Annotated in this window: 14 protein-coding genes and 1 pseudogene; 11 read left to right on the top strand and 4 right to left on the bottom strand. The window is 67.0% G+C overall.

The features are described from left to right. Positions 1-52 precede the first annotated feature (52 nt). Complete coding sequence (locus QFZ42_RS15360; RefSeq protein WP_307701783.1) at positions 53-1024, bottom strand: Bug family tripartite tricarboxylate transporter substrate binding protein; 972 nt, start codon at positions 1022-1024, stop codon at positions 53-55. 53 nt (positions 1025-1077) lie between these two features. Continuing rightward, positions 1078-2031 (bottom strand): 2-hydroxyacid dehydrogenase, encoded by a 954-nt coding sequence (locus tag QFZ42_RS15355; protein WP_307701782.1) that lies wholly within the window; start codon positions 2029-2031, stop codon positions 1078-1080. 121 nt (positions 2032-2152) lie between these two features. Between QFZ42_RS15355 and QFZ42_RS15350 the strand changes: the two genes are divergently transcribed. After that, a complete protein-coding gene (locus QFZ42_RS15350) occupies positions 2153-3313 on the top strand; it encodes a citrate synthase family protein (protein WP_307701781.1) in 1161 nt (386 codons plus the stop codon). A 6-nt stretch (positions 3314-3319) separates the two neighbouring features. Then, complete coding sequence (locus tag QFZ42_RS15345) at positions 3320-4261, top strand: AraC family transcriptional regulator (protein ID WP_307701780.1); 942 nt, start codon at positions 3320-3322, stop codon at positions 4259-4261. Positions 4262-4281: 20 nt separating this feature from the next. Here the strand turns inward: QFZ42_RS15345 and QFZ42_RS15340 are convergent. Further along, positions 4282-5192, bottom strand: a pseudogene (locus QFZ42_RS15340) (LysR family transcriptional regulator). Between the two features lie 165 nt (positions 5193-5357). On the opposite strand from QFZ42_RS15340, the gene QFZ42_RS15335 reads away from it, so the two are divergent. From QFZ42_RS15335 to QFZ42_RS15295, 9 genes are all read left to right on the top strand, one after another. Continuing rightward, positions 5358-6077, top strand: coding sequence for a pirin family protein (locus tag QFZ42_RS15335; RefSeq protein WP_307701779.1), 720 nt, complete (start codon positions 5358-5360; stop codon positions 6075-6077). 141 nt (positions 6078-6218) lie between these two features. Then, positions 6219-6872 (top strand): hydrolase, encoded by a 654-nt coding sequence (locus tag QFZ42_RS15330; RefSeq protein ID WP_307701778.1) that lies wholly within the window; start codon positions 6219-6221, stop codon positions 6870-6872. Between the two features lie 17 nt (positions 6873-6889). Next, positions 6890-7165: a DUF1427 family protein gene (locus tag QFZ42_RS15325; RefSeq protein WP_307701777.1), complete on the top strand. Its 276-nt coding sequence runs from the start codon at positions 6890-6892 to the stop codon at positions 7163-7165. 107 nt (positions 7166-7272) lie between these two features. Further along, positions 7273-9162, top strand: a complete 1890-nt coding sequence (locus QFZ42_RS15320; protein WP_307704250.1) for an amidohydrolase — start codon at positions 7273-7275, stop codon at positions 9160-9162. Further along, positions 9162-9563 carry a DoxX family protein gene (locus tag QFZ42_RS15315; protein WP_307701776.1) on the top strand — a complete coding sequence of 134 codons (402 nt, stop codon included), beginning with the start codon at positions 9162-9164 and terminating at the stop codon, positions 9561-9563. Before QFZ42_RS15320 ends, QFZ42_RS15315 begins: the two co-directional genes overlap by 1 nt. Next, the gene (locus tag QFZ42_RS15310) at positions 9556-11151 is read left to right on the top strand and encodes an MFS transporter (protein WP_307701775.1); all 1596 of its coding nucleotides are present in this window, start codon (positions 9556-9558) and stop codon (positions 11149-11151) included. The genes QFZ42_RS15315 and QFZ42_RS15310 overlap by 8 nt, the downstream gene beginning before the upstream one ends. Positions 11152-11189: 38 nt before the next feature. Continuing rightward, positions 11190-11726: a Dps family protein gene (locus QFZ42_RS15305; protein WP_307701774.1), complete on the top strand. Its 537-nt coding sequence runs from the start codon at positions 11190-11192 to the stop codon at positions 11724-11726. A gap of 63 nt (positions 11727-11789) precedes the next feature. After that, positions 11790-12611: an alpha/beta fold hydrolase gene (locus QFZ42_RS15300; RefSeq protein ID WP_307701773.1), complete on the top strand. Its 822-nt coding sequence runs from the start codon at positions 11790-11792 to the stop codon at positions 12609-12611. Positions 12612-12770: 159 nt separating this feature from the next. Continuing rightward, complete coding sequence (locus tag QFZ42_RS15295) at positions 12771-13085, top strand: GNAT family N-acetyltransferase (protein WP_307701772.1); 315 nt, start codon at positions 12771-12773, stop codon at positions 13083-13085. 18 nt (positions 13086-13103) lie between these two features. Here the strand turns inward: QFZ42_RS15295 and QFZ42_RS15290 are convergent, their stop codons facing one another. Next, positions 13104-13808: a YoaK family protein gene (locus tag QFZ42_RS15290; protein WP_307701771.1), complete on the bottom strand. Its 705-nt coding sequence runs from the start codon at positions 13806-13808 to the stop codon at positions 13104-13106. Positions 13809-13877: the final 69 nt, after the last annotated feature.

The raw sequence follows: 13877 nt of genomic DNA, 5'->3' as shown, positions 1-13877 counted from the left end.
ATGTCTCCTCTTCGGGGTGGATCTGTCGTTTTGAAAGGCCGGCCTGCCGCGCTCACTCGATCGTGATCTTGCGGCTGCGGATGATCTGGGCATAGCGCTGCCTGTCGTCGGCAATCAGCCTCGCAAACTCCTGCGGCGAAGTGGCGCGCGGTACGCCGCCCAAGCCCACGAAGCGTGCCTTGACCGCTTCGTCGGCCAGCACGGCGCGCAGGTCGGCGGCAATCTTGTCGACCACATCCTGCGGCGTGCCCGCGGGCGCCAGCAGGCCGATCCAGGAGATGGCGTTGAAGCCGGGAGCCACGCTTTCCGCGAGCGTCGGAACTTCGGGAAACGCCGGCACGCGCTTGTCGCCGGTCACGGCCAGCGCACGCAGCTTGCCCGCCTTGATGTGGCCGGAGGCCTCCAGCACCGTCATGAACGACAACTGCACATGGCCCGCGAGCAAGTCGGCGATGGCCGGGCCGCCGCCGCGGTAGGGCACATGCAGGATGAAGGAACCGGTCTGGTCCTTGAACATCTCGGCCGCCAGGTGCGGCGCGCCGCCGGCGCCCGAACTGCTGTAGCTCATCTGTCCCGGCCTGGACTTGGCCAGCGACACGAACTCGGCCGCCGTCCTCGCGGGGACCGACGGATGGACCATCATGGCCAGCGGCAGCTCGGCCACCAGCGAGACCGGGGCGAAGGCCTTGTCGGCGTCGTAGGGCAGCCTGGGGTACAGCAAGGGGTTGATCGCTTGCGTGCCGATGTTGCCCAGGAGCAGCGTGTAGCCGTCGGATCTGGACTTGGCAACGAAGTCGGCGCCGATCTGCCCTGCGGCACCGCCCCTGTTCTCCACGATGACAGGCTGGCCCCAACGCCGGCTCAATTGCTCGGCGATGACACGGCCGCCCGTGTCCGTCCCTCCGCCCGGCGGGAACGGAACCACCAGCGTGACGGGGCGGGAAGGAAAGGTCTGCGCAAAGCTTGGCGCGTGGATCGCGCAGAGGGCAAGCGCCAGGAAAATCGCAAGGCGTCGGGTGAACAAGGGTGTCTCCTTTTTTGGTGTAGGTGCGGTCGCTGCGCCCCGCGCGCAGGGGTTCAAGTGGTCAGACTCATGGCGGGGCGCTCGCCTGAGAGGGCCTGGGCAATGCTGGCCAACACCATCTCGGCCATGGCGGTGCGCGTCTCCCAGGTGGCGCTCGCGCGGTGGGCCTGCAGGGTCACGCTGTCGCACTGGCGCAGCGCGAGCGGTACGCGCGGTTCGTTGACGAACACGTCGAGGCCGGCACCCGCGATGCGGCCGGCGACGAGCGCCTGCGTCAGGTCGGCTTCGTTGACGAGCCGGCCCCGGGCCACATTGACGAGAAAACCGCGCGGTCCCAGCGCGTCGAGCACGGCCGCATCGATGATGCCTTCGGCCTGGTCCGCGGCGGCGCACAGCACCAGCGCGTCCGACTCGCGCGCGAGGTCCACCAGGCTCGGCACGAAGCGGTGCGCGACGTCGTCCATGGCGCGCAGGTCGGTGTAGGCGATGGGGCAACCGAAGGCAGCCGCGCGCACCGCCACCGCGCGGCCCACCCGGCCCATTCCGACAATGCCGATGCGCATGCCGCTGAACCGCCGGGCGAGCGGAATGGCGCTGGGCTGCGGATGAAGCTCCCACTGGCCGCCACGCACGAAACGGTCGCCGGCACACAGGTTCCGGCAGGCCGCGATCAGCAGGCCGATGGCCAGGTCGGCCACGTCTTCCGTCAGCGCGCCCAGTGTTGCGGTGACAGGCAGGCCGCGATCGCGGCAGTACGCCAGATCGACGGCGTCGGTGCCGACGCCATTGACGGCCACCACCTTCAGGCGGGGCAGCTGCTCCAGCATCGCCCGCGAAATACCGGTGTGCCCGCCGGTGATCACGGCATCGATCGATGCGCCATGTGCACGCAGCCAGGCCTGCGGATCGGGTAGCTCGAAATGCTTGTGCACCACGTAGAGAGACGCGAGTTTGTCGTTGATCGCCGGGATCAGGATCGGATTGAGTTGAAGGACTTGGGGTTTCATATCGCTGTTCGTTCACGGGAGGCCGAGGTTTCGACGGCTTGGCCGCATGCTAGTAATAGATTGACATACAGGTCAATATTGATACATATAATCAATGCAAATTGACTCTGTCAGAACAGCGATGGCTTCCTGGATTCCGATGAACGAGGCGTGCGACCTCCTGGGCGTTCAGCCCCAGACGATCTACGCCTACGTGAGCCGCGGCAAGCTGGAAGTCATGGCCGACCCCGCCGATACGCGGCGCAGGCTCTACCGCGCCGAAGACGTTGCCGCCTTGGCCAAGCGCAAACAGGCCGGCCGCAAGCATGAGACGCTGGCCTCGAACACCTTGTTCGGTTCGGAGCCGAGCATTCCGACCGCGCTTTGTGCGTTCTCTCGCGGGCGCCCGTACTATCGCGGCCAAGATGCCGTGAGCCTGGCCCGAACGGCCACGTTGGAAGACGTGGCGCAACTGTTGTGGGGCGCAGAGCACGCCGTCAATTTCTCGTCCGCGACGCCGATGCACTCCGGAAAGCCGGGGCGACACGCGGCCTTCGCGGCGCTGGGCAGCCTGGCGGCCGCCGGGCATTCCACAGGGGGGCGTTTGACCCGCGTGCTGCACGCCGAGTGCCAGGGTCTGGTGGGTCAGGTGGCCGCTGCGTTCGGCGCCGGCCCCGGGGACGAACCGTTGCATCTACGCCTTGCGAAAGGATGGAAGCAACCTTCCAGGGTGGCCGATCTGCTGCGAACCGCCATGGTGCTGCTGGCCGACCACGAACTGACCAGCTCAGCCTTCGTCGCACGCATTGCCGCTTCGACCGGCGCTTCGCTGCCGGCCTGCCTTCTGGCCGGATTGACCACGCTCTCCGGCCCCTTGCATGGCGATGCCTCGGGCCGCGTGCGCGCGCTGTTCAGCGAGGTGGAGCGCCTGGGCGAGGACCAGGTGCTGGCCCACTACCTGTCGAACGGCTTGTCACCGGCCGGGTTCGGCCATCACCTCTACCCCGACGGCGACCCTCGCGCGGCCGCATTGCTGGCGTTGTTCGAGCCCCCCAAGGTGATCGTGCGCTTTATCGGAAAGGTGACGAAGCTGACCGGACTGCAGCCCAACATCGACGTCGCCCTGGCCGCGATGGCTGCCCACCATCGGCTTCCCGCCGATGCGGCTTTCGGCCTGTTCGCCACGGCGCGCAGCGTCGGGCTGCTGGCGCACAGCCTGGAGCAACTCGGCACCGCGCAGGTCATTCGCCCGCGCGGACGCTACGTGGGGCCGATGCCCGAACCGTACGCCGAGGGCCGCTGAATGTGCATGGCAGGCCACGCCGCTCCCACGACGTCGAACACGCTTCGCTCCGACTGCCAATTGGGACGGCAGCTGGCGTCGCAGTACGGCATCGACGCAGTTCAGTCGCTCGTGAGCAGGTCGCGCGCCGGGTCTGAACTCGGAATCGCGCGCCTGCGCTATGAGTTGCCGCATCTCTTCGTGCTGGCGCCTCTGCCGCCCGAGGATGCGTTCCTCCTCAGTGTGGAGATCAATTCGGGCGGCAGCCGGCGCATCATCCGGGACGGCGATTCGCGGCAACTGGGCCTGCAGCAGGAGGGCGCTTTCCACATCGCCGATCTGTCGCAGCGCGCCTCGGCCCATGTCAGCAGCCCCTTCCACTCGATGTTCTTCCACCTGCCGCGCGCAACCATCGATGCGTTCACCGAAGAAATGGAAATGCCGCGTGTCGACCGGTTGCGCTGCGACGCCGGTACGGTCGACCCGGTGGTGGCCAATCTGGGCCGGGCCATGCTGCCGGTGCTGATGCGCCCGCAGGATGCGAGCCGGCTGTTCGTGGAGCATGTGGCGCTGGCTCTGAAGGCGCATGTGGTCCATGCCTACGGCGACGTGGCCGGCGCTGCCCCCGTGCGGACCCGGGGCCTGGCGCCTTGGCAGGAGCGTTGCGCCAAGGCGTTCCTGATGCAACACCTTGCCGGCGACGTATCGCTGGCCGACGCTGCTCGCGAATGTGGGTTATCGCGCAGCCACTTCAGCAAGGCGTTCAAGCAGACGATGGGGCAGACGCCACATGCATGGCTCGTGGCGCAGCGCGTGGAAGCGGCACGCCGCCTGCTGCGGCAGCCTCGTCTTCCGATCGCCGAGATTGCCGTGACCTGCGGTTTTTCCGATCAAAGCCATCTGACGCGCGTGTTCACCGCGCACACGGGTACATCGCCGGCGCGCTGGCGACGCTTGAACGCGGGCTGACCCGCGCGCGGCCCTTGCGTTCAGGTCGACCGCGGCAACAGCGCTGGAACCAGCTGCCGGTTCAGCTGCTTCACACCCACCACTGGAGCGCCTTCCCCTTCGCGCCGGTCTTCCAGGCCAGCCAGAACGCCTCTGGGGCGCGCGGCTCTTCGGTCTGCAGCTCGATGAGCGTGCCGCGCTTCAGTTCGCCCTGAATGCAGGCTCGTGGCAGGAATCCGTGGCCCAGGCCCGCGGCCTGGCAGGCGATCTTCGAGGCCATGGTCGGTACGGCCACGCGGTGCTGGCCAGCGAGCAACCCCACGGTGCGGTCGGAGAGAGTGCGCGCGCTGTCGCTCACCACGATGGCATTGTGTTCCAGCAGGTCGCCGCGATGCAGCGGACGCTCGAGCCGGGTCAGCGGATGCGTGGGCGCCACGCAGAACGCGAACTCGAGGCTGCCCACCATCACCGCCTGGTAGCCCCCGCCGGCCGGTCCTTCGCCCGCCGCAATGACGATGTCGGCGCGTCCTTCGCGCAAGGCCTCCCAGCTGCCGGTGAGCGCCTCGCAGCCGATGCGCAGCCGCGTGCCGCAGCGCAGTGCCTCGAACGCGCGGATGTCGTCGATCAGTGCCTGCGTCGGAATCAGCGAGTCGTGCACCAGCCGCAGCTCCGATTCGAACCCGGTGGCGATCTGCCGCATGCGCGATTCGAGATCGCCCGCGGCGCCAAGCAGCCAGCGGCCTTCCTTGAGCATTTCTTCGCCGGCCGCGGTCAGCGTCACGCGCGGCCCGTTGCGCACGAACAGCAGCATGCCCAGTTGCTCCTCGAGCTTGCCGACGGCGTACGAGATGGTCGAGGGCACCTTGTTCAGGCGCGCGCCGGCAGCAGCGAAGGAGCCATGGCGTGCGATGGCGTCGACGAGTTCGATGGCTTCGAGGCTTAGCTTCCGCATGGGCAGGTCCTTGGAAATGAATCATCGAAAAATTCGATGATGAACGGATAAAAATTTCGTCAACAAGCGCCGGTGAAAGAAAGATGATTCAGCCATGCCTCGGGAATTTCTCTCCGGGGCCATTGTGAATCAGATCGAACTCGTCGGACACAAAGGACATAAATCATGTTGGAAATTCGCAGCGCCAACGACCGCGGACTCGCAGACTTCGGCTGGCTCAAGTCCCGCCACACCTTCTCTTTCGGCCATTACCACGACCCGGAGCAAGAGGGCTTCTCGGATCTGCTGGTGATCAACGACGACCGCGTGCATCCCGGCCGCGGCTTCGGCACCCACCCGCACCGCGACATGGAAATCTTCTCGTACGTGCTCGACGGCGCGCTCGAGCACAAGGACTCGATGGGCACGGGGTCCGTCATCCGGCCCGGCGACGTGCAGATGATGAGCGCGGGCACCGGCGTGCGCCACAGCGAGTTCAACTCGTCGGCGACAGACCCGCTGCATTTCCTGCAGATCTGGATCGTGCCGAACGCCAAGGGCGTCGCCCCGCGCTATCAGCAGGTGCACTTCACGCCTGAAGAAAAACGTGGCCGCCTGCGGTTGATCGTGTCGCCCGAGGGCACCGACGGCTCGCTCGCCGTGCACCAGGACGCCCGCGTCTACGCCGGCTTGTTCGATGGCGGTGAATCCACCTCGCTCACGCTCGGCACCGATCGCCATGCCTATGTGCATGTGGCGCGCGGCAGCGTCGAAGTGAACGGCCAGCGGCTGGGCGAAGGCGACGGTGCGCGGGTGCGCGGCGAGCAGCGGCTCGACCTGTCGCACGGCGAGGGCGCCGAGGTGCTGGTGTTCGATCTGCGCGGGAACGAGTTGCCTTCCTTCTGACAGCGCATGTGCGCCCAGGGCCGGCGCGGACGCAAATGTCCAAACGGCCTCACTAATCGACAAGACATGCATCGACGCCGAAACGACGATGCATGACAAGGCAAGACCATTTTCTTAAATCACCAACTCGCGGAGAGTCTCATGTCCATCAAAGCCACCCCCATCGCCGGCGCCAAGCTGCTGACCCCCACCGACCATACGCTGGTCATGATCGACTTCCAGTCGCAGATGGCGTTTGCCACGCATTCGATCGACGCGGTCAACCTGCGCAACAACGCTGCCCTGGTGGCCCATGCGGCGGCCGGGTTCGGCGTGTCGACCATTCTCACGACCGTGGCTGAAAAGAGTTTTTCGGGCCCGATGTTCAGCGAGATCGCCGATGCCTTCCCGGGCCAGAAAATGCTCGACCGCACTTCGATGAACACGTGGGAAGACGCCGCGGTGATCGACCGCGTGAACGAGATCGGCAAGCAGCGCATCGTGCTGGCGGGCCTATGGACCGGTGTATGCATCGTCGGCCCCGCGCTGTCGGCCATCGACCAGGGCTTCGAGGTGCTCGTGATTGCCGACGCCTGCGGCGACGTGTCCACCGAGGCGCACAACCGCGCCATGGACCGCATGGTGCAGGCCGGCGCACAGCCGATGACCTCGCTGCAATACCTGCTCGAGCTGCAGCGCGACTGGTCCCGCACCGACACCTACGAACTCACCACCGGCATCGCGAAGAAGTTCGGCGGCGCCTATGGCCTGGGCATCACCTATGCCAAGACCATGTTCGGCGCCCACGAAGGCTGACCACCGGCGTGAAAGCAATGAAGCCCTACGTCCTGTCGCTCGCGCTCGGCCTGCTGGTCGGTGTGATCTATGCACTGTTCCAGGTGCGCTCGCCGGCCCCGCCGGTCATCGCGCTCGTGGGGCTGCTCGGTATCTTGCTTGGCGAGCAGATCCCGCCGCTCGTCAAGGGCGCGATGAAGCCCGATGCCGCGGCCACCTCGTGGCTGCAGCACCAGGTCAAGCCGCACATGTTCGGCGAACTGCCGCAATGCGCCAAGGCCGGCCAGGCCGTCACACCGGACAAAAACGCATGAGCGATCCATCTTTCGACGAACAGCGCCGCCGGCTGTGCCTCGGCACGCTCGGCGCCGCGCTTGCCGGCACGGCCATGGCCCAACCCAACCCTTCGAGGACGCCCGACATGGCAGGCACCACCGCCCCCCAACTGATCCTGCACAACGGCCGCTTCACCACGCTGGACCGCGCCAACCCCGTCGCCGATGCGGTGGCCATCAAGGACGGCCGCTTCACCCGCGTGGGTCGCGCACAAGAGATCCTGCCGCTGGCGGACGGCAGCACGCGGGTCATCGACCTGCAAGGCAGGCGCGTGCTGCCGGGCCTCATCGACAACCACCTGCACATCATCCGCGGCGGCCTCAACTTCAATCTCGAACTGCGCTGGGATGGCGTGCGCAGCCTGGCCGACGCCATGGCAATGCTGAAGCGCCAGGTGGCGATCACGCCGGCGCCGCAATGGGTGCGCGTGGTGGGCGGCTTCACCGAACACCAGTTCGTTGAAAAGCGCCTGCCGACCATTCAAGAGCTCAACGCCGTGGCGCCCGATACGCCGGTGTTCCTGCTGCATCTGTACGACCGTGCGCTGCTCAACGGCGCAGCGCTCCGAGCGGTGGGCTACACCAAAGACACGCCCGCACCGCCGGGCGGAGAAATCGTGCGCGACGCGGCCGGCAACCCGACCGGGCTGCTGCTTGCCAAGCCCAACGCGAGCATCCTCTATGCCACCCTGGCCAAGGGACCGAAGCTGCCCTTCGAATACCAGCTCAATTCCACGCGCCACTTCATGCGCGAACTGAATCGTCTCGGCGTGACCGGCGCCATCGATGCGGGCGGCGGTTTCCAGAGCTTTCCCGAGGACTACCAGGTGATCCAGCAGCTGGCCGATGCCGGCCAGCTCACCATCCGCCTGGCCTACAACCTGTTCACGCAAAAGCCCAAGCAGGAGAAGCAGGACTTCCTCAACTGGACCGCCACCTCGAAGTACAAGCAGGGCAACGACTACTTTCGCCACAACGGCGCGGGCGAAATGCTGGTGTTCTCGGCGGCCGACTTCGAAGACTTTCGCCAGCCGCGGCCCGACATGGCGCCCGAGATGGAAGGCGAACTCGAAGAAGTGGTGCGCGTGCTGGTGCAGAACAAGTGGCCATGGCGCCTGCATGCCACCTACGACGAAACCATCGACCGTGCGCTCGGCATTTTCGAGAAGGTCAACCGCGACACACCGCTTGCCGGCCTGAACTGGTTCTTCGACCACTGCGAAACCATCTCCGAAAAATCGATCGACCGCATCGCCGCGCTGGGCGGCGGCATCGCGGTGCAGCACCGCATGGCCTACCAGGGCGAATACTTCGTCGAGCGCTACGGTGCTGGCGCGGCCGAGGCCACGCCGCCGGTCAAGCGCATGCTCGAAAAAGGCGTGAAGGTGTCCGCGGGCACCGACGCCACGCGCGTCGCCTCCTACAACCCGTGGGTGTCGCTCTCGTGGCTGGTCACGGGCAAGACCGTGGGCGGCATGCAGCTCTACCCGCAGCGCAACTGCCTGGACCGCGAGGCCGCGCTTCGCATGTGGACCGAGAACGTCACCTGGTTTTCGAACGAGGTCGGCAAGAAAGGCCGCATCGAAGCGGGCATGTTCGCCGACCTGGTGGTGCCGGACCGCGACTTTTTCGCCTGCCCGGAATCGGACATTGCCGACACCACGGCGCTCCTGACCATGGTCGGCGGCAAGGTGGTGTATGCCGCAGGCCCGTTCCAGCCGCACGACGAAGGCGCGCCGCCGCCGGCCATGCCCGACTGGTCGCCGGTGCGCAGCTTCGGCGGCTATGCCGGATGGGGCGATGCCGAGGGCGCGCCGCTGCAAAAGGCCATGCGCCACGCCGCCATGGCTTGCGCCTGCGCCAATAACTGCAGCGTGCACGGCCACCAGCACGCAACCGCCTGGAGCAGCAAGCTGCCGATTGCCGACCTGAAGAGCTTCTGGGGCGCGCTGGGCTGCGCCTGCTGGGCGGTGTGATGGCAACGCGCTGGACCACTTCACCCGCAGTGCGCTGGGTTGCCTTGCTGATGCTCTGCGCGGCCTACCTGCAGGGCGGGCTCAACAAGGCCATGGACTTCAACGCGGCCATCGCCGAGATGAACCACTTCGGCCTGTCGCCGGCGGCGCCGCTGGCGCTGGCCGTCATCGTGCTGGAACTGGGCGCCTCGGCGCTCATCCTCACGGGCTTCCTGCGCTGGCTCGGCGCGCTGGCGCTGGGCGGCTTCACGCTGATGGCGACCTTCGTCGCATTGCGCTTCTGGGAGATGCCGCAGCCCGAGCGCTTCATGGCGGCCAATTCATTCTTCGAGCATCTGGGCCTGGTCGGCGGCTTTGTGCTCGTGGCCTGGCTCGACCTGAAAGAGCGCACCCATGACTGATCCCCTCAAAGGCGCTGTTGCTTCGCCGCCCGGCGCCTTTGCGCCGTTGCGCCAACCGGTGTTTGCCGTGCTGTGGGCGGCCACCGTGCTCGGCAACATCGGCAGCTTCATGCGCGACGTGGCGAGCTCGTGGCTGGTCACCGATCTCTCGGCCAACCCGACCGCGGTGGCGCTGATCCAGACCGCGGCCACGCTGCCGGTCTTTCTGCTGGCGATTCCGGCGGGCGTGCTCTCCGACATCCTCGACCGGCGGCGCTTCCTGATCTTCGTGCAGCTGGTGCTCGCGGCCGTGAGCGGCACCCTGCTGGTGCTCTCCCACACCGGCGCGCTCACTGTCGAATACCTGATTGCGCTGACCTTTGTCGGTGGCATCGGCGCGGCGCTCATGGGGCCGACCTGGCAATCGATCGTGCCCGAGCTCGTACCGCGCAGCGATCTGAAGAGCGCGGTGGCGCTGAACTCGCTGGGCATCAACATCGCGCGCTCCATCGGGCCGGCGGCCGGCGGGTTGATTCTGGCGAGCTTCGGCGCGGCGGTGACCTACGGCCTGGACGTGCTGAGCTATGCGTTCGTCATTGCGGCGCTGCTGTGGTGGAAGCGCCCCGCGGCCGCCGACACCGGACTGTCGGAGAACTTCTTCGGCGCCTTCCGCGCGGGCATCCGCTATACGCGGGCGAGCAAAGAGCTGCACGTGGTGCTGCTGCGCGCGGCGGTGTTCTTTCTGTTCGCAAGCTCCGTGTGGGCGCTGCTGCCGCTGGTGGCACGCCAGATGCTCGGCGGCACTGCCGGCTTCTACGGGGTGCTGCTCGGCGCCGTGGGCGCGGGCGCCATCGGCGGCGCGCTGGTCATGCCGCGGCTGCGCGCCCGGCTCGATGCAGACGGCATGCTGCTGCTGGCTTCGCTGCTCAGCGCCGCCGTCATGGGCGGGCTGGTGTTTGCGCCGCCGCAGTGGCTTGCGGTGGTGCTGCTGTTGCTGCTGGGTCTGGGCTGGATCATTGCGCTCACTACGCTCAACGGCGTGGCGCAGTCCATCTTGCCGAACTGGGTGCGCGGCCGCGGGCTGGCCGTGTACCTCACGGTGTTCAACGGCGCAATGGCGGCCGGCAGCCTGGGCTGGGGTCTGGTTGCGCAGCAGATCGGCGTGCCGTACACGCTGGTGGCGGGCGCCGTCGGCCTGGTGGTGGCCGGCCTCGTCTTCCACCGGGTGCGCCTGCCCGCCGGCGAGGCCGACCTGCAAGCCTCGAACCACTGGCCCGAGCCATTGCTGGCCGAACCTGTGGCGCATGACCGCGGGCCGGTGATGGTGCAGGTCGAATACCGCATCCGCAAGGAAGATCGCCCTGCCTTCAAGGAGGCGGTAAGGCGCCTGTCGACTGAGCGCCGCCGCGACGGCGCCTACGCGTGGGGCGTGACCGAGCACACCGGCGACCCCGAGCGGGTGATGGAGTGGTTCCTGGTCGAGTCATGGGCCGAGCACCTGCGCCAGCACCATCGCGTGTCGCATGCCGACGCCGACCTGCAGAACGAAGCCGTGCGCTTTCACATGGGCCCCGGAAAGCCCGAGGTTCACCACTTTCTTTCCCTCTGATCTTCTTCACTGCCTTTCAATCAACTTCGAATAGAAACATGGCCAATCCGAAAACCGCCAAGTCCATCAAGACCACAAAGGCACGGCGCCAGGCACCGCTGCATACGCCGAGCGACCTTGGCGCAGACGCCACGCGCGACATTTCCGCCGCGCTCAACCTGCTGCTGGCCGACGTATTCGCGCTGTATTTCAAGACCAAGAACTTCCACTGGCACATGTCGGGCCCGTCGTTCCGCGACTACCACCTGCTGCTCGATGAACAGGCCGACCAGATCTTCGCCACGGTCGATCCCATTGCCGAGCGCGTGCGCAAGGTAGGCGGCACGACGCTGCGCTCGACCGGCCACGCCGCGCGGTTGCAGCGCCTCTCGGACAACGACGCCGACTTCGTGACCCCCATCGGCATGCTGGCCGAGCTGCGCGAAGACAACCAGCGCCTGGCCGGCTTCATGCGCGCCACGCACGGCGTCTGCGACGAGTACGGCGACGTGGCCACTGCGAGCGTGCTGGAGAACTGGATCGACGAGGCCGAGCAGCGCACGTGGTTCCTTTTCGAGTCGGTGCGCCAGAGCTGAGAACGGCCGCGCCTGTTGCATTTCCCTCCTTCCCTTCAATCCACTCCAACACCCAAAAAAATCATGACCACACTCACATTGCGCGACGGCACCGAGCTCTACTACAAGGATTGGGGCACGGGCCAGCCCATCCTTTTCAGCCACGGCTGGCCGCTCAGTGCCGACATGTGGGACGCGCAGATGCTGTTCTTCGCGGAACGCGGCTACCGCGCGATCGCCTTCGACCGCCGCGGCTTCGGCCGCTCGAGCCAGCCCTGGACCGGCTACGACTACGACACCTTCGCCGACGATATCGCCGAGCTGATCGAGAAGCTCGATCTGAAGGACGTGGTGCTTGCCGGCTTCTCGATGGGCGGCGGCGACGTCACGCGCTACATCGCGCGCAAGGGCAGCGCACGGGTGGCAAAGCTGGCACTCATCAGCGCCGTGACGCCGCTGTTCATGAAGACTGAAGACCACCCCGTGGGCCCCGACGCATCGCTGTTCGCGGGCATCCGCGCCGGCCTGGCCGCCGACCGTCCGCAGTTTCTCGACGATTTCAGCACGCTCTTCTACGGCACCAACCGCCCCGGCGCCAACGTGTCGCAAGGCGTCTTCAAGCAGACGCTGCAAATTGCGCTGCAGGCCTCGATCAAAGCCACCATCGACTGCGTGACCGCGTTCTCGGAGACCGACTTCCGCCCCGACATGGCCAGGATCGACGTGCCCACGCTCGTGATCCACGGCGACGACGATCAGGTCGTGCCGATCGACGCCACCGGCAGGCTGGCGGCCAAGATGATCAAGGGCAGCCAGTTCAAGGTTTATGCAGGCGCGCCGCACGCCACCTGCACCACGCACAAGGACCAGGTGAACGCCGACCTGCTGGCGTTCATCCAGGCCTGACCGTTCGCGGGCGAGGGCGTGCAAGGCGCCTGCGGCGTCTCCTGGGCGGTACGTCGCGCTGCCTTCCGCACCCGCCCTCGTCATGCGGCCGCGTGCCGGACCCCGCGGCACTCGCGGTGCATGCACTGAATCCACCTCTGCCCATTCGAGATCCTTTTCATGACCACGCCTTCTTCATCCCTCGTTCAAGACAACCCCTCGAAGCACCGCTTCGAATTCGCATCGCAGGGCGAACGCGCGGTCGCCATCTACAGCCTGGCGGACGGCGTCATCACTTTCGTCCACACGCTGGTGCCCGAGGCGCTGCAAGGCCAGGGCGTGGCCCGGCAGCTGGTTCTCGCGGGCCTGGCTTCGGCGCGCGAACGCGGCCTGCGCGTCATTCCGCAGTGCCCGGTGTTCGCGGCCTACATGCGCTCGCATCCCGAGACGCATGACCTGCTGGCCGAAGAAGGCCGCACGCTGCTGGGCCTCTGACCCGGCCGGGGCGGACCTTCAGCGGCGGGAGCCGGCCGTTTCGGCGGCCTCGCCTTCGTGCGTGGCGCGCTGGAGCAGCACGGCGCAGGCAGCCAGCACCGGTGGCACCACGAAGCACCAGACATTCACGCGGCTGTAGATGAGCGCGGCGGCGGCGCAACCCGCGGCGAACACGGCGACGCTGCGGGTCATGCGCCGCAGCCGGGCGCGCGCCACGACGGCATCTTCCGGCGGCAGGCCTCGCAGCAGGTCGGTGATGTCGATCATCACCTGCGTGGTGGTGCCTGTCATGAGCGTGGTCGGCGGGGCGTTGCCCAGATGCAGCCGGTGCACGGCGTTCTGGATCGCCATGGCCGACACCAGCGACATGCCGGTGAGCATCGCGAGGCCGCTGTCGCTGTCGTTGAAGGGCCCGTGGCAGATTGCGAAGGCCGCGCCCGCCGCCAGCAGCAGCGCCTTGAGCACCAGCATCGTGCGCAGCACCGGCAGGCCGAGAGCGGGCAACCCGTGACCGAGCCATCGCGCGAGGACCACCACGGCGCAGAACACCGGCAGCGCGACCAGCTTGGTCAACGCGCCCGAGGTGCCGTGCACCAGCGCCGCGCCGATGGTCACGAAGTTGCCCGTGACATGGGCCGTGAACAGGCCCTGCAGCGCCAGGAAGCCGGCGGTGTCGACGAAGCCGCCGTTGAGGCTCATGAGCAAGGGGAGGCTGGGTTTCATAGGTCACCTTCGCGCAAGGAGAAAGAGGAGGGAATGCATGCTCCATGCTGCGTCGTTTCGCGCGCAACC

The organism is Variovorax paradoxus, assembly GCF_030815855.1.
Lineage (GTDB): Bacteria > Pseudomonadota > Gammaproteobacteria > Burkholderiales > Burkholderiaceae_C > Variovorax > Variovorax paradoxus_M.
This window is presented reverse-complemented; position numbering and strand designations above follow the sequence as displayed.